The following is a 17,455-nucleotide window of genomic DNA, read 5'->3' on the forward strand; positions in this document are numbered from 1 at the left end:
CAGACTGTTTTACAACTCGATGCTCATGCCATCGAAGGCAACTTCGACGCCCCGGCGCAGGACTTCGGCGCGCTCGGGGGAGTTTTCATCGAGAATCGGGTTGGTGTTGTTGATGTGGATAAGTACCTTGCGCTGGCGCGGGAAGCCGTCGAGCACTTCCAGCATGCCGCCAGGGCCGTTCTGGGCCAGGTGACCCATCTCGCGGCCGGTGCGGGTGCCCACGCCACGGCGCTGCATTTCGTCGTCTTCCCACAGAGTGCCGTCGACCAGCAGGCAGTCGGCACCGTGCATCATCGCCAGCAGCTTTTCGTCTACCTGGCCCAGGCCCGGGGCGTAGAACAGCTTGCCGCCGGTGCGGGTGTCTTCGACCATCAAACCCAGGTTATCGCCCGGGTGCGGGTCGAAGCGGTGTGGCGAATAAGGCGGCGCGGCGCTGCGCAGGGGGAAGGGGGTGAACTTGAGGTTGGGGCAGGCGTCGATCACGAAGCTGCCTTCCAGCTCGATACGGTTCCACTGCAGGCCACCGTTCCAGTGGCTGAGCATGTTGAACAGCGGGAAACCGGTGGTCAGGTCCTGGTGGACCATGTCCGTGCACCACACCTGATGCGGGCAGCCTTCGCGCAGGCTGAGCAGGCCGGTGGTGTGGTCGATCTGGCTGTCCAGCAGGACGATGGCGTTGATACCGGTGTCGCGCAGTGCCCGGGCCGGCTGCATCGGCGCAAAGGCTTGCAGTTGGGCGCGGATGTCGGGCGAGGCATTGCACAATATCCAGTGCACACCGTCGTCGGACAGGGCGATGGATGACTGGGTGCGCGCCGTGGCTTTCAGGGTGCCATCACGGTAGCCCTTGCAGTTGACGCAGTTGCAGTTCCACTGCGGGAACCCGCCACCGGCGGCGGAGCCGAGAACCTGGATGTACATGGCCACTCTCTATGCAGAAACCGGATCTGAAAAACGAAAACGCCCCGGCAGGCCGAGGCGTGAAACCCTAAGCCTGGCTTAGCGGTTAGCGAAGTACATGGTGACTTCGAAGCCGATACGCAGGTCAGTGTATGCAGGTTTGGTCCACATGGAATTACTCCTTCCGAATGAGGGTTGGGTTGTTCAGCTACTACTTGGGTACCGCCATGCGTTGGCAGTTCCGTGAAAACGGGATTGCGCTATCTTACAAGAAAAATTTGAACCGGAAGGTTAATTATTCGAGAAGCGCCGTTGCAGTTCGCGTAATAATCATCGATTTTCGCCCTGCCAGGAAGTGTCTGGCGCGGCAGCGTTGGCCAAACATAGCCAAGCGGAACCTGGGTCGAGCAGGGCGCTCAGCAGGTGGTCCAGATCCGTCTGCCGCGTAGTCAGGATAGACCTGCGCAGCACATCCAGCCGATCGGCTTGTGTGGCCAAGTGTGTCTGCCACGCCCATTCGGCGACATCGGCATTGGCCATGGCGGGCTCGTCGAATTGCCCAGCCAATGCCTGGCGAGCGGCCGGGTCAAGGGTGACGCCATGGCGCAGCAGGCTGAGCAGGTGGTCGAGCACCTGTGCCTGACCGGTGTGGGGGGACTGCACACCAAACAACAGCCCACCGACCCCCTCGACCTGACGAAAGGCGCTGAACACCGCGTAGCCGAGTTGCAAGTCTACCCGCAGGCGCTGGTAAACCGGCCCTTGCAGCAATTGGGCTAACAGGCGGCCTGCGGCCTCTTTGGCAGCAGGCAACGGGCAGAACAGCAGCAGGGCATGTTCGCTGCCTGGCACTTGAACATGCTGCCAGCGGTGGTTTGCCCAGGTTGGCAGGGGGCCAGGTCGCCAGCCTTGCCCAGGGCACTGCTGCAGCGCAGTGCCCAAGGCCTTTAGCGCGGTATCCTCGAAGCCTGCGGCCATGCCATGCCACTCGGTGTGCAGCCACAGGCTGTCGAGTTGCTGCTGGGTAAGCGTGCAGGCAGGCAGCGCTGCGGGCAGGCTACCCCGTACCGCGTCTGGCAGTTGCTTGAGCAGGGCCCTGATGGGGATCAGGGCCGGGGGCAGCGCCGTGCAGGGCAGCCAGCAACTGGCAGGTGGCTTGAGCATCAAGGCCAAGGCTTGTTCCACTGCCCGCAGCACTGCTGCTGGCAGGCCGGCGCAGTGCAACTGCCAGTATTCTCCGGCGCTGCTGTAATGCAGTTGCACGGAGGCGCGGTTACAGCGTTCCTGCAGCGGTGCCAGGGCCAGTTCCAGCACAAGCTGTAGCTGCTGGCGCAACGGCGAAGGTACATGCCAGCGCAGGTACAGCGCAGCGTATTGGCGCGCGGGCGGGAGCTGGTCACTGATCTTCAGCGCTGCCGGCAGCGGCTGCGCCTTGGCATGGGGCAGGTCAGCCTTCAGCAATGGGTCGACTGGCAAAAGCTGCCAATCGCCATGGTCGCTACCAGGCAGGCTTTCCAGCAGGGCGCCAAGCGCCTGCAACCCTTGGGCATCCAGCTTGGCGAACGGCTGGCCTGTGCTGTCCCGGCGGGCCAGCTCGAGCGCGCTGGCACTGTGCGCACGGCTGCGCTGCAACAGGCCGAATTGGTGGTTCAACTGTTCGCGGTCGGCCTGGCGGATGAACCTCAACCAACCTTGCAGCAGGGCGCTGGCTTCGTCCGGGCAAGCGTCGGCACTGAGCTTCAGGTCAAGGTGCCACAGCAGCTGACCGGCGAACGCATACAACCTTTCGGCCGTGAAACGTTGTAGCCAGCCACGCTCGCGCAGCGTGCCCAGCCAGGTACCTGGGCGGCTGTCCTCCAGGTAAGCGATCAGCAGTTCCAGGGCGTGCTCGGCGCCGCTGGGGAGGCTTTGGTGCGTGAAGGTCAAAGAGCTAGCCATTGCTGGCAGTGGCGGCGGCGGCATTTGCGGCACGCGCTCACCTGCGGCGAACAGTTCGGCATGCTGCCGGGCAAGGTGTTCAAGTTCATCCAGCGGCTGCGGACCGCAAAGGCTCAAGCAGATCTGGCCGCCTTGGTAGAAGCGTTGATGAAAGCCCGCAAGCGCTTGCTGGAAAGCCGCGTCGTGCAAGGCCAGGGTGTATCGATTGCCAGCATGAAAAGCGCCCAGTGGATGCTTGGCCGACACTGACTGCAGCAAGGCGAACTGCTGTTGGGCCGTTGGATTGCGCGACCAGGCGATGAATTCGGCATGGATCACTTCGCGTTCACGGCGTTGGCGTTCGATGCCCAGATCCGGTTCTGCCAGCATTTGGCACAGGCGCTCGAGACCGCCACCGAGCGTGTTGGGGGGCACCTCGAAGAAAAAGTCGGTGGCGCGTTCGCGCGTGCTGGCGTTGACCTGGCCGCCCAGGGCTTGCACGTAGCGCATCAGGCCGTCTTCCAGCGGGAAGCGCGGGGTACCGAGGAAGAACAGGTGTTCGAGGAAGTGCGCCAGACCGGGCCATTTGGCAGGCGCGTCGTGGCTGCCCGCGTGCACCCGCAGTGCGGCGGCCGAGCGCTTGAGGCGAGGGGCGTGGCGCAGGGTCAACTGCAAGCCGTTGGCGAGGGTGAGTTGGCGGATGGCGTCAGGCATGGGGGCTCCGGTGGCTGCGCTCCATGCTAACCGATTTGTTTGCAGGCCCGGCCTTTTCGCGGGTATGGCGCCGGTATGAAAGGCAGCGCAGATCCCGTGGGAGCGGGCGTGCCCGCGAATGGGCCGCATAGCGGCCCCTGTCAGCCTTTACGCAGGTGCAGCTCCTGGCGCAAATCGGTCAGGTAGGGAAACGCCCTGCGCCCCTGTACCACCCGCTCATGTTCGAGCTCTGCCAACAACTGGCACTCATCCCGCCCAGCCATGGCCAGCAAGCTGCCATCCGGGCCGATGATGCTGCTCTGCCCGCAATACTGGATCTCTTCTTCCGCGCCGCAGTAGTTGGCATATACCAGGTAGCACTGGTTTTCCTGCGCCCGTGCCCTCACGGTCACCTGGCAGGTAAAGTCGTACGGCGTCATGTTCGCCGTCGGCACCAGGATCAGCTCGGCGCCGTCCAGCGCCAGGCGTCGGGCGTTCTCCGGGAACTCGATGTCGTAGCAGATCAGCAGGCCAACCTTCCAGCCTTCCAGTTCCACCACCGGGAAGTGGTCCGCACCAGGGCTGAACATCGAGCGGTCCAGTTCACCGAACAGGTGGGTCTTGCGGTAATTGCTCAGGCTGCGGCCGTGCGCATCGATCAGCTGCACACTGTTGTAGATCGCCCCGTCATCGCCGCGCTCCGGGTAGCCATAGACAATGGCGATGCGGTGCGCCTGGGCGATCTCTACCACGGTCATGGCTGCCGGGCCATCGGCGGCCTCGGCCAGGCGCTCGACCTGGGCCAGGCCGATGTTGTAGCCGGTCAGGAACATCTCCGGGCACACCAGCAACTGTGCGCCGCGTTCGGCTGCCAACTGCGCCTGGTGGCGCAGCCGTTGCAGGTTGCCGGGCACATCCAGTGGCTTGGGTGCGCCCTGGTACAGAGCGATGCGCATGGTGCCTCCTTGTCTCAATCCGCCAGGGCGATCGGCCCGATTTCGTTGAACACATCGCCCGGGCCGGGGTTGTCGGGGTGGGTGTGGCCACCAAAGTGGTTCATGATACCCCACACCGCATTCAGCGACGTCTGCACCGCGCCTTCAACCCAGGCGGGGGTCCATGACACGTCGTCACCGGCAATGAAGATACCGCGCTGCTCCGCCGGCATGTCCTGCTGCATGAAGTGCGCGTACATGCGCTGGTTGTAGCGGTAATGGCCCGGAAGCGCGCCTTTGAAGGCGCCGAGGAAGTACGGGTCGGCCTCCCAGGAAACCGTGATCGGGTCGCCGATGATGTGGCCGGCGATATCGGTCTTCGGGTAGATCTTCTTCAGCGCATCCAGGGCCAGTTGTACGCGCTTCTCCACCGGGTGCGGCAGCATCTTCAGCGCGTCGCTCATCCACGAGTATGACAGGCAGATCACCCCGGGCTTGTCGTTGCCGTTGTCGAACAGGTAAGTGCCGCGGGTGAGGCGATCGGTGAGGGTCATGCTCAGCAGGTCACGGCCGGTTTCCGGGTCCTTGTCCTTCCAGAACGGGCGGTCGACCATGACGAAGGTTTTCGACGACTGCATGTAGCGGGTACGGTCCAGGGCCATCCACATCTTTTGCGAGAACAGCGATTCTTCGCAGTCGATCTGGGTGGTCAGCAACCAGGTCTGGCAGGTGGCGAGTACTGCGCTGTAGTGGCGGGTATCGCCCCAGTTGTCGGTGACCGCCAGGCGGCCATCGGCAGCGCGGGCAATGCGCTTGACCCCGGTACGCGGTGCGCCGCCATGCAGCGTGCTCAGGCTGGTGCCCTCTGGCCAATGCACGCAGCGTTCCGGTACGTGGCGCCAGATGCCTTGTGGCACTTGTTCCACGCCCCCGATCACCAGGTGCTGGTGGTCGTCGCAGTTGGTCATCACCACGCGGAAGATTTCCAGCATCGAGTTGGGGAAGTCCGAGTCCCAACCGCCGGTGCCGAAACCGACCTGGCCGAACACTTCGCGGTGCTGGAAGCTCAGCTTGGCAAAAGAGCGCGAGGTGGCGACGAAGTCGTAGAAGGTGCGGTCGTCCCACAGCGGCACCAGCTTGTTCCAAAGTTCCTTCAGGCGCGGTACATCACGGTCGCGGATGGCCTGCTGGATATCGGCGAACTGCGCACCGCTCTCCAGCGCATCGGCCCAGGCGTCGGCTACCTCATGAAACAGTTGTGGCAGGTCGGTGGGCTTCTCGGCGTAGTAGGTCTGGCCTTCCAGGTCGATCACCGTGCTGCCCGAAGCCGGGGTCAGCGGGTTGGGGAAGGGCTTGGTTTCCAGGCCCAGCTTGTCGACGTAGTGGTAGAAGGCGGTGGACGACACCGGGAAGCGCATGCCACCCAGCTCGGCAACGATCCCGTCAGTGCCATTGAAGGCTTGCGAGCGCAGCCGGCCGCCCAGCTTGGAAGCCTCGTACACCACCGGCTTGAGGCCCAGCTTCATCAGCTCGTAGGCCGCTACCAGGCCGGCGATACCGGCACCGACAATGGCCACCTCTTCCCCATGGCGCTCAGCCGGAATGCTGCCCAGGCCTGCCGGGTGTTCCAGCCAGTCGTCGAAAGCAAAAGGGAAGTCCGGGCCGAAAATGGTGATCGGCTTCTTGCCGTCGGCGGGGTGGCGGTTCTTCTTGTTCATGAAATGACCTTGCCAGAGAGGCTGCGCGAGGAGCGGAGCCTGAGTATAGGAGATGCCCGGCTGTCATTTTAGGGAGTGAGGTGTTCGTTATTAAGGTGCAGAGTGTTGTCTGAATGTAGTTAGTTTCGTCGTAATGATTAAGTTCATGTTCATTAAGACGAGGCAGGCGGTCGAGGTAGTTCAAAAACCGCCCTGGCCCTTTGTAGGGGCGGGTTCACCCGCGAATGCGTCGGTAGATTCTCTGCCCTATTCGCGGGTAAACCCGCTCCTACAACCGGCTCCTGCCGTGAAATCTAGAACTGACCCACGCCCGCTAACCTCACCCGAGCGCCAGTCCGTTCAAAGCGGCTGTCCACGGTCCACCTTGCTGCTGAGAATGATCGACGTGGTGGTTTTCTCCACCCCGTCGACACTGCCAATCTGGTCGAGCAACTGATCCAGCTGCTCGGGCGAGTCCGTACGCAGCCAGGCCACATAGTCGAATTCGCCGCTTACCGCACACAGCTGCTGCACCTGGCCCATGGCACTCAGGCGCCGCACCACGTCCTTGCCGGAACGCGGCTGCACCTTGATCCCGACATACGCCTGCAACCCGCCGCCTATCACACTCTGGCCCAGGCGTACGCCATAGCCGGAGATAACCTTGTTTTTCTCCAGCCGCTCCAGGCGCGAATTGACGGTGGTGCGGGCGATGCCCAACTGGCGGGCGAGGGTGGCGACGCTTTCGCGGGCGTTGATCTGCAGCAGGGCGATCAGCTGGCGATCGATTTCATCCAGCGTGATGGAGCGGGAATCCGACATGGCGAGTCTCTACGGTTGGCCCGCTAGCCTAGCCAGCCTGTGCCAATCAGGGCAAGGCCAGGTACAGTCGATCACCGTTGACGCGCCGGCTTGGCACTTTTTGTGAACACGGCTGCGTATGTCTGAAGGCTGCGTCTTCGGCACTAATTCGGCATGATGAAGTGCTAGTCCAACGGGAACCTCAGCGTGAACCTCGACCATCTGCTCGAATGCTGGCGACTGGAAGTCTCCAACAAGAAAAGGCCCGGACGCCCTATCAGCCTGCTGTTCAACGTGCTGCGCCGCGCACGCAAGGACAACAAACTGCGTTTCCTCTTCGCCTATCGCCTGGCCCAGTACCTCGACGCCCGCGGCGGCCTTGCCCGGCGTCACGCCCGGCGCATGCAACAGCGGCTCAACCTCAAGTATGGGGTGGACATCGACATCGGCGCCCAGATTGCCCCCGGCCTGCGCATCGCGCACCTGCCGGGGGTGGTGATTACCCGGTATGTGAGCATTGGGCGCAACTTCTTCATCCGGCAGAACTGCTCGATCGGCATCAAGACCCTGGGGTTGCAGGAGTACGCACTGCGCATTGGTGACAACGTGAGCATGGGCGCCAACAGTTGCATCGTTGCTGATCGCATCGACATTGGCGATGACGTGGTGATTGGCGCGATGTCGTTGGTTACGCGGGATATTCCGCCTGGCATGACCTTCTACAACCCACGGCAGGTCGAGATGCGTCCGGTAGGGGATTAACCAACAGCGGTACATTTGCGGACGTTGGCAGAGGGGGTGGTGGAGCAGGCTGGGAGGGTTCTTATGGGGTTGCCCATGGCTGATGGCATCGCCCGATGGACGGGATCGTGCAGTGGTGCGGCCTTCTTCGTTTATCCCCAGGCGCCGCGCCAGTGATGAGCGCACCGAACGAATACGCAAAGGCTTGAGGCAGTTGGCTCTGTAGCCAGCTTCCTGGCGTCCGTTGTCACGGGGCAGGCCCAGGTTCATTCATAGGTTTGCTCATCTGTGAGCCGATTAGCGAGCATATTCGGCTCATTTTGTGAGCTGATAATGGCGGCTATTCGGCTCATTGTCTGATCCTCAAGCTAGGGTGTTTGGCTTGAAGTATCGATAGGGCACCTTTCCGCGATTATCGGCGTGCTGGGTGACCGGCTTCTTGGTGGGGCTGATTTCGCTGAGATACCGTTTCAGCGCTACTTCCAAGGTCATGCGCTCGGCGCCGCTGCGCTGGATGTACGCGCCCCTGACCATTTATTTCTTGCGGGCATGAAAAAGCCGCGCAATCGCGCGGCTTTGTCGTATCTGGTGGGCCCACACGGACTCGAACCGTGGACCAAAGGATTATGAGTTGCCGGGCGTGTAGGTATGGCTAGAGAAGACGTCCGAAACTGAACGTAACCTGGCATAGCTGAAGGCCCCATCAACTGTGGTGTTAAGCGTAATTGCGCGTAATTTAGAAAATCTGAAGTGTGTACTCAGATTGTACCTTTTTCTGGCTGTGGGGGTATGCTCGAGTGTGGGTTCCTCAGGCTCGCTGTCCTGAGGTCGGAGGACAGGGTAGGTGCCACCTGAACGATGGACACGTGGATGCGCGCGGAGGTAGCATCAAATTGCCATCTGGTGCTCACAGATTCGTGAACTGGTATGCCATCGCTCAACGCTGCGGTCTTATAGGACCATCCACTCAGGATGAACGGAATTGCGAACGAAGGATCTCCTTGCTTGCACCCTACTTTCTACTTGCATCGCCTTAGTGTTTGTGCTGGCGCTTCTGCATTTCGCACCGATTACCGATATTCTGATTAGCCATTTCAAATATGTACCTGCTCGAAATATCTCGGAGCTAGACTCCTATGAGCAAATTGTAATTGAACGGATGATTAGAGAAAAATCTCTAATAACAGTGGACTCACTGTGGTCTATGCAGGTTTCATTCTATCAGACCATGATTAGCGTACTGATTGCGCTAAACGCGGCTATTGTTGGTGGGGCATTCGTTGTTATCAGGAGCTCGTCAAGGGCTGAAGTTGTAAGGGAGTCGAAGACTCACTTTGAAGAGTTTTCCAAAGCTGGCGAGTTCACTCGAATAATTGAGAAAAAAGCCAAAAAGGAAATTCAGAAATTAGATGCGACATACGGTGATATGTTTGATGGGCTTTCAGCTCAGGCTATTATAGTTTCAGAACATGAAAGTAGAATAAAGCAGTCCGAAGATGCTATAATGCAGGTGAGTAACCGCCTTGCAGAACTTGATAAAACTGAAAGCTGTGTTGAAGGTGGCGCTAAGATTTCTGAATAGGTTCATATATGGCTTTTATCCGGAAAAGCGTTAAACCGAAAATCCCTGAGCGTTTCGAACAGGGCCAAGCTGTCTCGGGAGACGGACGGTTTAGCGTTGCCCAGGTTTTAGATATTGCAAAGCAAGGTGGGGTTCAAACCTCCCCTTTAGATGTTAAGGCTTTGCTTGGCGTGCTGGGTATTAGTTTGATAAGTATCCCAATGGAAGATGATATTTCCGGGATGCTATCTCTATCGGATAACGGTAAGGACTGGGTTGTAAAGGTCAACGCGCTACACCATCCCAATAGGCAGCGTTTCACAATCGCGCATGAAATTGCGCATTTTTGTAGGCATAGGTTTTTGCAAGCTAAGTTTGAGGATCTTAACTTTTTTAGGAATGGTGAGAGCAATCAGATGGAGGTGGAAGCTAACCGGTTTGCGAGTGAGCTTCTGATGCCGGAGTCGATTTTTAGGGATAAAGTAAGAGCGCTTTCTGGTAGCATTGAAGATATCGCAAGTTTCTTCAAGGTTTCAACTTTGGCGGTGCGAGTCCGTGCGAAAAATTTAGGAATGAAAGGACATGGATTGGACTAGCTTTATTTATTTCCCCGTTCTCAAAACCAAAGATGCAGAGCTTCGAGCGATTTCCGCCATTGATGTGTCTTACAGAAAACTTATGCTTCCTGTTTATGAGATCACTAAGTCTCGAATTACGAAAAATGATTCGCTCGGCGATATTCTGAAACGGCTTAATCAGATCAAAGCTATCCAAGGTGAGCTGCCGTACATTTTGGATGTGACTACTGATCTGAAACAGAAAAATTCTCAGATAGAAAGCTTGTTGTCACCTATAAATGGATACGAGTGTTGGCGCCATTGGCTGGATTTGAACTGTAACGATCAAATTGTGCCGATGATTCATGTGAACTTCGAGTTAGACGAGGATCTGTCTGAGGCGAAGGCTTTTGTAGCTGCAGTAACTCATAAGTACAAGAAAATGGCTCTGCGTTTGCCAGCAGACTTGGATCAGGAAGAGTATGAGGAAATACTGGGCGCCATTATTTCGGGGCTTGGCGATACGCGATTGTACATACTGTTAGACGAAGGGTGTATTCGCGATAGAGTGAAGGTCTCTGGGTTGGCTCCGATCACGGATCTTTATCAACGAGCCTTTGATATAATTTCTGTTTTGCCAACTGCTAACAGCTGGCTAGAACGAGTGATCTGTATATCTGGATCATTTCCCTATCTTGTCTCTGCTGAAGGGAAAGATGATGTTGGTGAATTTCCAATATATGAACACTCACTTTACGTATCTTTAAGGCATAATCGCCCAGGCCTGCAGTTTGGTGATTATGCGTCAATTAATGTCAAACAAATTGAGATGCGTGGTGGTACCTTCGTTCCTAGGGTAGATTTTTGTTCCTCGGCAAAATTCTATTACTATCGAAAACGGCGTGATGTGGGCTCTTATGTTTGGTGTGCTGGAAAAGTTTTAGCTGATCCGAACTACGTATCTAATAGCAGCTGGGGCGATGGTGAGATCATCAATGCCGCCGCAGGCACCCCTTCCGGAATTAATCCATCCTTTTGGATTTCTGTTCGCGCCTGCAACTATATGATTCGTCGAGTAAAGGACCTAAGAGTTTAGTCTGTTTGGTGCTAAGCTTAAAGAATATACATCATCCAATGTTAGGAGTTCGCTAGTTTCATTTTTTAAGTGGGCGGTCTGGGCTCCATACTTATGAAGTATGAATTCCCTATATGTCTCCTTGATCTGCTCTCGTTTATAGTTCTGAGCAATGCTTTTGCAGATCTCTAACTTTGATTTTCCGGTGGATTTAAATTCTTTCCGGAGAGCTTCGATAGGCATGGCATCCAAAGTTACGACGCTGTCAAAATTTTTTATTTGCTTCGCCTGACGAATTTTGGTGACCCCAGAAGTGGCACATAAATAAATTCCAACCCTGTTTGGTATTGTTTTGCGGATGGCTGAAAGATGCTTACTATCGCAGACGACATAGACATAGTCGAATAGTAGGGTATATGACTCTAATTGTTCGCCCAGCCTGTCGATTCGGTCATTAACAGATTTTATTTCGTACCCAGTTATCATGCCGGCATCAGACGAAATGATATCTGCGCGTCGACGACCGAAGTGAAATGGGTATTCAAAGAAAACAACGTCTGTAGTACCTTGCTTCAGAAGGTGGTAGGACAGAGCTCGTTTTATATCAATTTCTTTCATTTTTCCCACAAGTAAATGATTGACGCGGCTATCAGAAGCATCATACGCCGAATCACTGATTCTACAACAGCATAGGTAGAATAGTCAGCACTAGTTACTAAAACATTAAAGACGTTCAGCATCTAAAGGCTTATGGCTAGCGTTCAAAATACGTAGGTCTCAATCACTCCGCATATTCTGTAAAATGTAGAGGCTATGTTGCGATAGTTTGGATAACATATTGATATTCAAGGTATTCTCTAGGATGCTAACGAAACCAGATTTTTACTGTATTTCTCGTAAACGTAGATCTTTGACTTCTGCATCTACGAGTTAACTCCCGACTTAGACAATTTATGACGTGCGACAAGCAGGATTCACACAGTTCTAGGCCGCACCTCTACTCCCTTACCGAGCGCCTGTAGTTTTTGCCCCACGATCCTAGTGAGCCAATGACCGCGTCCAGGACCCTTTAGGAATGGCGGTCACGGCCATACTGGGGCATTATCTAGGGAAAGGAACCAGCAGGAGCTCACGCGTCATGGAATCAACGTATTTTTTCAGCCAGATTGAGAGTGAGCGGATTGACCCGCAGATTCTCGACATATTTTGCAGTATGGCGGAAGCGAGGGAGCAGCAGACGTACGTTATACAGAAGCCGCTTTCGGAGGAAGGTGAGGAGTACGTCCATGATAACTACTTGGTGTACTTGTCGCCTAAAAAGAAAATAGTTATCTTCGACTTTTCCGGGCAAAATGAATTAGCTGAAGAACTCAAGCAAGAGTTTGTCGAAGACCTGATTGCATTCGCTAAGAAATTTAAATATAGCAAAATAATGGGGCGTAGCTCTGCCTGGCGTGATCTCGTTGAGGTCGTGGAGGTTGATCCATCAGATTTAACAGAAGGTTATCTGATGGATCTAGTTGATAAATTTGCGCTAATTGATCCACAGGAAATAAAGAAGTCAGATCTGCTTATTTCGTTGCTGACTGGCAGCATTAATGACATCGAGAAAGTCAAAGCAGACATACCGGTAAGCAATCTCGATAAAGTCAAGCAAAAAATTATGCTTTTTGATCGAGATCAGACCAGGTTTATCTACAGCAAGCCTGATAAAAAAATTATACGAATTCAGGGCCTGTCGGGGACGGGTAAAACTGAGTTGCTGCTCCATAAGTTGAAAGAAATTTATGTTAAAGATGCAAGTGGAACAATCTTCTTTACATGTAATAGTAAAATATTGGCAAGTAGCTTAAGGTCCCGTATTCCTGCGTTCTTTAATTTCATGAAAGTTGATGAGCAGATCGAATGGCAGAAACGGCTCTGGTGTACTCACGCCTGGGGTTCCGAGGGTGCCGCTAGCTCAGGAATGTATGCCTATATTTGTGCTAAGTATGACGTACCCTTCTATAATTTTCAGCAGGTCCCAAGTTTAGAGGCAGCTGCTCGTCTCACATTGACTCATATTTTAAAAAAGTATGGGTCAGAAGATGCCGTGCCGCCATTGCTTAGCTATATTTTAATAGATGAAAGTCAAGATTTCGGAGAAAGTTTCTTTAAGCTTTGCGAGCTTGCGGCGGGCAAACATCTTTACATTGCAGGGGATATTTTCCAAAGTATCTTTGATACTAGTCGAGGCCAAGCTGTTGGAAGTGATTATTTGTTGAGTAAATGCTATCGGACGGATCCTAGAACGTTAATGGCTGCGCATGCTATTGGGATGGGACTGTTTGAGCAGACAAAACTTCAGTGGCTCGATGATGACGAATGGACTCACTGCGGATACGTGTACGAAAAGAAAATGACTGCGACGCGGGGCATACACTCTTACAGCTTCAGCAGAAAACCGCTACGTCGTTTTGAAGATGTTGAGAACAGCGATAGTCTGCAAATCGTGATGGAGTCTCCAAAGGGAGCTTTGACAAATATCATGGAGATTTTGGAAGAAATTGTTGAGCAGAACCCAAGCGTACGGCCTGATGACATTTGTGTTGTCGTTTTAAATAACGGTAAAGCTGTGGCCCTGTTAGCGGACAGGCTGCAACGAGCTATCTATGAGCGGTGGAACTGGTCACTCAATAAAGCTTACGAGACCAAAACACCTGTGTCTGACTCGTTATTTATCAGTAATAAGAACCATGTGAAAGGGCTGGAGTTTCCATTTGTCATATGTGTTTCTGATATAAATGCCACCAGCTTGAATTTGCGTAACTCGCTGTACATGGTGTTGACGCGGTCATTTTTGAAAAGCTATTTAGTTGTAAATGAAGAACGAAATAAGGCAGTGTTGAGTAAGATTTGCCCTGGGATAGAGACCATACGCCAATATGATATTATAGTGGCTGAGGAACCCACTGCTGAGGAAAAAGAAAAAATTCGTACAAGAATTATGCGGAACGCACGCAAGCTATCTTATATGGATACATTTGTTGAAATGTTAGATGAGCTAGGTATTCAGCATGATTCTGTTCGAAATAAGCTGGTGTCAATGGCAAGTGGTCTTCAGTATGAAGAACAATACACGGCGCAAGATATTGAGGAGTTTCGAGCCGGCTTGCGCATTTTCCTTGAGTTTAACAGGCAATTTGCGGAGCGGTGAGCATGGATGTCTACCGTTACAAAATGTCAAAATTCCTAAGAGACAGGATATTTATTCCTTGTCGAACTAAAAGCGAGTTGATTACTAGGGTTGCTGACGCGATAGCAGAGCTCACCTTTACGGTCGAGAATTCGACTGATTTTGATATCGTGGTAGCGATAGGGAAGTTCCAAAGAATCTTTTTCATATCAGAGAAAAAGATATTTTCGGTGTTATTTCCATTTTCTATTCGGCGCAGTGAAGATCCGGCGGTGCCGCACTCATTCGATATGAATGGTGTTGCGATTGATAGCTATATGCTGTCGAGAGCTGCTACAGCAATCTCGAATGGGTTAGTCGACGATAAAGATATTTACCATTTCGCAGATAGCGTTATATCGTGCTTTACTGTTTCTGATGTAGAGGGTGTCGAAGTGATTTCTGATGATGTCTGGAAAGTCGTAAGGCGTCTCATGATGTTGGAGGAAGGGTATCTGCGGTATGATAACGATCCAGATAATTATGATGCGGTGACTCATCCTTTAGATCATCTTGATATTTTTTATTCGCCGTCCTGTACATTTAAAGTAGGGCTGACAAGTAAAATTGGTCATGACCATTTGCTCGACATTCTAGATCCGCATACACGGTGTCGAATTATGAATGGGTAGTTTTATAGATGTTTTAGCTTGGTCAGACTACACGAGCCCGCTTAGTTCGGGCTCTTCTTTGATATGGTGCAACCAATGCACCTCTGTTGTGTAGAATATTCTAGTTTATATAAATGCCATGCTAACTTAATTTTTAATGTTTCTTAAGTTCAGTTGCGGCGGCGCGAACATCAAGACTTGTTAGCGCTGCTACTCCATTCTCTCGGAGAATTGATCGAAGATTGGTTCTTGTTACAAAAATTGGCATTGGGTAGATATGGCTTTTATCTTCCTCGATGAACCGCACTGCTGGATAAGTTTTTTCCTTTTTCATGGTGTTATTCCGGTAGATTTGAAGTTTAATAAGGGTCTTTTACTTCTATTTATTCATCGGTTTGGTTTTTGTTCACAAAGCTCGCAATTTCATCTGATTCTGCACCATCGTTTTGCTCCTCCATTTCGGAGTCGGATTGTGCACCTGCGCTTCTGCTCAGATCTATCGCAGCCGCTAGGCGTCCTCCTACAGTATCTGCAACCGCAAGACTGGCCTTATCGCGAATACCCTGGACGGCATGTGCTGCCAGGAGTGAGCCTGCATTTGCAGCCATCGGTAGAGCGCTAGAGCGACGGAAGACAGAGTCCTGGTCTTTATTGGTCTCCCCCATAGCTTGCGCAAAGGCGGACTGCGTCGGGGTGCCTTGGGATTGTTGTTCACCACCAACATCAATATTACCGCTGTCATTGGAGGTATAGTCGATTCCGGCCTGAGCGGCCTTGAAGGCCGCTGAAAGAGCTGAGCTCCCGCCAGCAATTTCTTTTGCTCCTGCTAGCACGGATGTGCCTGCTGATGCGACTGCTGAGGCAGCCACAGTAGCTGCACCAATTGCGGCTCCGGCCCCAAAGCTACCGATCCCGGAGGTTTGACTTGTGCCTACGATTCCAGCCAGCATCGGTGGTAGCTTGTTGACCAGAGAAAGCAGAATCACTGAAGCAACCAGTAACACGCACAGGCTGTTCAAGTCCGGGGTTCCAGACGCAAACGCTCTGTAGTACTGGTCTAGGAATGACTTACCTACTCCAATCAAAAATGTCATGGTGAAAAGCTGGACGCCAATCCCGAGTACCGTTTTGTAGAAGCTAATCGCGATATCTGACGTCCATCGGCTACCGCCGAAGCCCAGGAGGAAGATCCCCGCGTAAGCAAGCAGCCAAGCTGATACGAGCAACAGCAGCATGTTCACGGCAATGAGTGCCAAGATCACCAGAACCACTATTGCTGCTGCGAGCATCAATGCTGATACCACTGGGGACAACACCGAGGCAGAAGCGCTGACCTTAGTCAGGATGCCGAATCCGATATCCACGATGCTTGATGGAGATAATCCGGTACCTAGCCCCGCCGCTTTGGCGCTTATCGTCCGCATTGTGTTGATGATGGACATTGAGATAGCTGGGCCATTTTGGAGCAGCCACCAGAAAAAACCCAAGGTGCCGAAGAAGCGGATGGTTTCGGCAAAAAATGACTGTAGATCAGCATTTCGTAATGCCATGAGGCCGTAAGTCCACACCATGCTGATCAGCGCGAGGCTCCAGAACAGCCATGACGCGCTGGAGGTGATCTCGGATTGCCAAGTGGTGGCAACGGTCGAGAAGCTGTCGAGGATTTTATTGAGCATGTTTCCGCTATCGAGCCCGCCAGCGAGGGCGGTCTTGCTAAACGAAAGTGCTGTCATGGCTAGGTAGATGGTCAAAGATCTTTTCATGGGTCACCATTTCCTATCATCGCTTTGGGTGTTTTTATGCCCAAGGACGCAAGCGTCGTAGCTATTTTTTTGAGATGTAGCCCGTCCTGCCGTCGATGAATCGCACTCAATAGCGGTAGGAGTTTCTGGAGCCTCACAGCCGTTGAGCAGCAGCGCGCTCAGAATGAGGATCCGTTTAAGTTGTGCGTGCATGCTCTTTCCCTCACCAGCCTTTATCAGCGCTTGGGCTGTTTCGGCTACTCAGTGCTCGGTTGTCAGCGGCGGTGTGTTGAGCGTCGCGATCAACACGGATTTGAGCGTTTGTGGCCTGGGCGTTTTGCTGAGCGATCAGCAAGCTGCGAATTTGCAGAAGCTGATTTGCCTGTGCGCTAGCAAGCTGATTGGCTGCCTGGATGGCTTGCATCTGACCTTCCGCGCTGGTTGCCTGTCGCTGTAGGCCTACGAGCTCACCAGCGTCTTTGCGCAATGTTTCCTGTTGCTTTGAGACGCTGGTCAGTAGGGCATCATTCGCGCGCTTCTTTGTGGAGCTGGCCTCTTTCTGTGCTTGTGCAATGGCTTGTTGATCCGATACACCGCACGCGTCCGAGCCTATGCAAGGTGCGCTTTCGTAGTGGGCCGTATCCTGGTAACGCTCAAGATATTTCTCCAGACTGCCAGCTTGGGTCTTGTAGTAGCTGAGCGTGTCCTGAGCAGCGAGAAGCATAGAAATCGTCTGATCGGCCTGACTCCAGATGTAGTCTGCTGGAGCCGCTGAGTTTCGCAGCATGATCTGGTACTGCTGCAATTGGGTTTTGTACTGCTCGATCTGCTTCGTCACCGCAGCGACATTTTGAATCGCGCTGACAGTCGTCTGGCTCAGATTCACTCCATCCACCACAGGGATTCCGGCGAATGCAAGGTGCAAGGGCAGGGCGCTGGCTATCGCGAAAATCCACTGCTGTTTCTTCGATCTTTTCATAGGGACTCCAGAAGCGAAGGCTCGATTTTTTT

Annotated in this window: 16 protein-coding genes and 1 pseudogene; 6 read left to right on the forward strand and 11 right to left on the reverse strand. The window is 53.8% G+C overall.

The features are described 5' to 3' along the window. Positions 1–9: 9 nt before the first annotated feature. From pqqB to PRJ_RS01855, 6 genes are all read right to left on the reverse strand, one after another. Positions 10–921: a pyrroloquinoline quinone biosynthesis protein PqqB gene (pqqB, locus tag PRJ_RS01830; RefSeq protein WP_010951729.1), complete on the reverse strand. Its 912-nt coding sequence runs from the start codon at positions 919–921 to the stop codon at positions 10–12. A gap of 78 nt (positions 922–999) precedes the next feature. Next, entirely contained in the window at positions 1,000–1,071 is a 72-nt protein-coding gene (gene pqqA, locus PRJ_RS01835; protein ID WP_003243383.1) for a pyrroloquinoline quinone precursor peptide PqqA, read from the reverse strand. A 159-nt stretch (positions 1,072–1,230) separates the two neighbouring features. Continuing rightward, a complete protein-coding gene (pqqF, locus tag PRJ_RS01840; protein WP_104960657.1) occupies positions 1,231–3,531 on the reverse strand; it encodes a pyrroloquinoline quinone biosynthesis protein PqqF in 2,301 nt (766 codons plus the stop codon). Positions 3,532–3,671: 140 nt separating this feature from the next. Continuing rightward, on the reverse strand, positions 3,672–4,466 hold the full coding sequence (locus tag PRJ_RS01845; protein WP_104960658.1) for a carbon-nitrogen hydrolase family protein: 795 nt from the start codon (positions 4,464–4,466) through the stop codon (positions 3,672–3,674). A gap of 14 nt (positions 4,467–4,480) precedes the next feature. Continuing rightward, the gene (locus PRJ_RS01850) at positions 4,481–6,163 is read right to left on the reverse strand and encodes an NAD(P)/FAD-dependent oxidoreductase (protein ID WP_104960659.1); all 1,683 of its coding nucleotides are present in this window, start codon (positions 6,161–6,163) and stop codon (positions 4,481–4,483) included. 339 nt (positions 6,164–6,502) lie between these two features. Further along, complete coding sequence (locus tag PRJ_RS01855; RefSeq protein ID WP_003255583.1) at positions 6,503–6,964, reverse strand: Lrp/AsnC family transcriptional regulator; 462 nt, start codon at positions 6,962–6,964, stop codon at positions 6,503–6,505. Between the two features lie 186 nt (positions 6,965–7,150). Here PRJ_RS01855 and PRJ_RS01860 point away from each other — a divergent pair, with 186 nt between their 5' ends. After that, positions 7,151–7,705, forward strand: a complete 555-nt coding sequence (locus PRJ_RS01860) for a serine acetyltransferase (RefSeq protein WP_104960660.1) — start codon at positions 7,151–7,153, stop codon at positions 7,703–7,705. A gap of 393 nt (positions 7,706–8,098) precedes the next feature. On the opposite strand, the pseudogene PRJ_RS30255 reads toward PRJ_RS01860, so the two are convergent. Next, positions 8,099–8,218 (reverse strand): annotated as a pseudogene (locus tag PRJ_RS30255) (site-specific integrase); the annotation flags it as partial. 448 nt (positions 8,219–8,666) lie between these two features. Between PRJ_RS30255 and PRJ_RS01865 the strand changes: the two are divergent. Genes PRJ_RS01865 through PRJ_RS01875 form a run of 3 tightly spaced genes read left to right on the forward strand, consistent with a single transcriptional unit; the run spans position 8,667 to position 10,898 of the window. Next, entirely contained in the window at positions 8,667–9,266 is a 600-nt protein-coding gene (locus PRJ_RS01865; RefSeq protein ID WP_104960661.1) for a hypothetical protein, read from the forward strand. Positions 9,267–9,274: 8 nt separating this feature from the next. Further along, the gene (locus tag PRJ_RS01870; protein WP_104960662.1) at positions 9,275–9,841 is read left to right on the forward strand and encodes an ImmA/IrrE family metallo-endopeptidase; all 567 of its coding nucleotides are present in this window, start codon (positions 9,275–9,277) and stop codon (positions 9,839–9,841) included. Then, positions 9,828–10,898: a beta family protein gene (locus PRJ_RS01875; RefSeq protein ID WP_104960663.1), complete on the forward strand. Its 1,071-nt coding sequence runs from the start codon at positions 9,828–9,830 to the stop codon at positions 10,896–10,898. Before PRJ_RS01870 ends, PRJ_RS01875 begins: the two co-directional genes overlap by 14 nt. On the opposite strand, the gene PRJ_RS01880 is transcribed toward PRJ_RS01875, so the two are convergent. Further along, positions 10,887–11,495: a sce7726 family protein gene (locus PRJ_RS01880; RefSeq protein WP_104960664.1), complete on the reverse strand. Its 609-nt coding sequence runs from the start codon at positions 11,493–11,495 to the stop codon at positions 10,887–10,889. The two genes, PRJ_RS01875 and PRJ_RS01880, sit on opposite strands and share 12 nt — an antisense overlap. A 520-nt stretch (positions 11,496–12,015) precedes the next feature. On the opposite strand from PRJ_RS01880, the gene PRJ_RS01885 reads away from it, so the two are divergent. Together PRJ_RS01885 and PRJ_RS29755 are read left to right on the forward strand one after the other, a co-directional pair. Further along, the gene (locus PRJ_RS01885) at positions 12,016–14,073 is read left to right on the forward strand and encodes a DEAD/DEAH box helicase (protein ID WP_104960665.1); all 2,058 of its coding nucleotides are present in this window, start codon (positions 12,016–12,018) and stop codon (positions 14,071–14,073) included. A 2-nt stretch (positions 14,074–14,075) separates the two neighbouring features. After that, positions 14,076–14,723, forward strand: a complete 648-nt coding sequence (locus PRJ_RS29755) for a hypothetical protein (protein ID WP_158682541.1) — start codon at positions 14,076–14,078, stop codon at positions 14,721–14,723. Positions 14,724–14,856: 133 nt separating this feature from the next. Here PRJ_RS29755 and PRJ_RS29760 read toward each other — a convergent pair whose 3' ends face one another. From PRJ_RS29760 to trbJ, 3 genes are all read right to left on the reverse strand, one after another. Next, positions 14,857–15,036, reverse strand: coding sequence for a hypothetical protein (locus PRJ_RS29760; RefSeq protein ID WP_158682542.1), 180 nt, complete (start codon positions 15,034–15,036; stop codon positions 14,857–14,859). Positions 15,037–15,085: 49 nt separating this feature from the next. Further along, a complete protein-coding gene (trbL, locus tag PRJ_RS01895) occupies positions 15,086–16,465 on the reverse strand; it encodes a P-type conjugative transfer protein TrbL (protein ID WP_104960667.1) in 1,380 nt (459 codons plus the stop codon). A 202-nt stretch (positions 16,466–16,667) separates the two neighbouring features. Next, positions 16,668–17,423, reverse strand: coding sequence for a P-type conjugative transfer protein TrbJ (gene trbJ, locus PRJ_RS01900; protein ID WP_104960668.1), 756 nt, complete (start codon positions 17,421–17,423; stop codon positions 16,668–16,670). Between the last annotated feature and the right edge of the window lie 32 nt (positions 17,424–17,455).

Origin of the sequence: Pseudomonas sp. XWY-1, from assembly GCF_002953115.1 — a bacterium.
Classification (GTDB): Bacteria; Pseudomonadota; Gammaproteobacteria; order Pseudomonadales; family Pseudomonadaceae; genus Aquipseudomonas; species Aquipseudomonas alloputida.

What these genes read in the sequence shown, in the direction of transcription:
- pqqB (WP_010951729.1), bottom strand. Translation starts at nt 921, where the DNA reads ATGTACATCCAGGTTCTCGGCTCCGCCGCCGGTGGCGGGTTCCCGCAG.
- pqqF (WP_104960657.1), bottom strand. Translation starts at nt 3,531, where the DNA reads ATGCCTGACGCCATCCGCCAACTCACCCTCGCCAACGGCTTGCAGTTG.
- PRJ_RS01845 (WP_104960658.1), bottom strand. Translation starts at nt 4,466, where the DNA reads ATGCGCATCGCTCTGTACCAGGGCGCACCCAAGCCACTGGATGTGCCC.
- PRJ_RS01850 (WP_104960659.1), bottom strand. Translation starts at nt 6,163, where the DNA reads ATGAACAAGAAGAACCGCCACCCCGCCGACGGCAAGAAGCCGATCACC.
- PRJ_RS01855 (WP_003255583.1), bottom strand. Translation starts at nt 6,964, where the DNA reads ATGTCGGATTCCCGCTCCATCACGCTGGATGAAATCGATCGCCAGCTG.
- PRJ_RS01870 (WP_104960662.1), top strand. Translation starts at nt 9,275, where the DNA reads ATGGCTTTTATCCGGAAAAGCGTTAAACCGAAAATCCCTGAGCGTTTC.
- PRJ_RS01875 (WP_104960663.1), top strand. Translation starts at nt 9,828, where the DNA reads ATGGATTGGACTAGCTTTATTTATTTCCCCGTTCTCAAAACCAAAGAT.
- PRJ_RS01880 (WP_104960664.1), bottom strand. Translation starts at nt 11,495, where the DNA reads ATGAAAGAAATTGATATAAAACGAGCTCTGTCCTACCACCTTCTGAAG.
- PRJ_RS01885 (WP_104960665.1), top strand. Translation starts at nt 12,016, where the DNA reads ATGGAATCAACGTATTTTTTCAGCCAGATTGAGAGTGAGCGGATTGAC.
- PRJ_RS29755 (WP_158682541.1), top strand. Translation starts at nt 14,076, where the DNA reads ATGGATGTCTACCGTTACAAAATGTCAAAATTCCTAAGAGACAGGATA.
- PRJ_RS29760 (WP_158682542.1), bottom strand. Translation starts at nt 15,036, where the DNA reads ATGAAAAAGGAAAAAACTTATCCAGCAGTGCGGTTCATCGAGGAAGAT.
- trbL (WP_104960667.1), bottom strand. Translation starts at nt 16,465, where the DNA reads ATGAAAAGATCTTTGACCATCTACCTAGCCATGACAGCACTTTCGTTT.
- trbJ (WP_104960668.1), bottom strand. Translation starts at nt 17,423, where the DNA reads ATGAAAAGATCGAAGAAACAGCAGTGGATTTTCGCGATAGCCAGCGCC.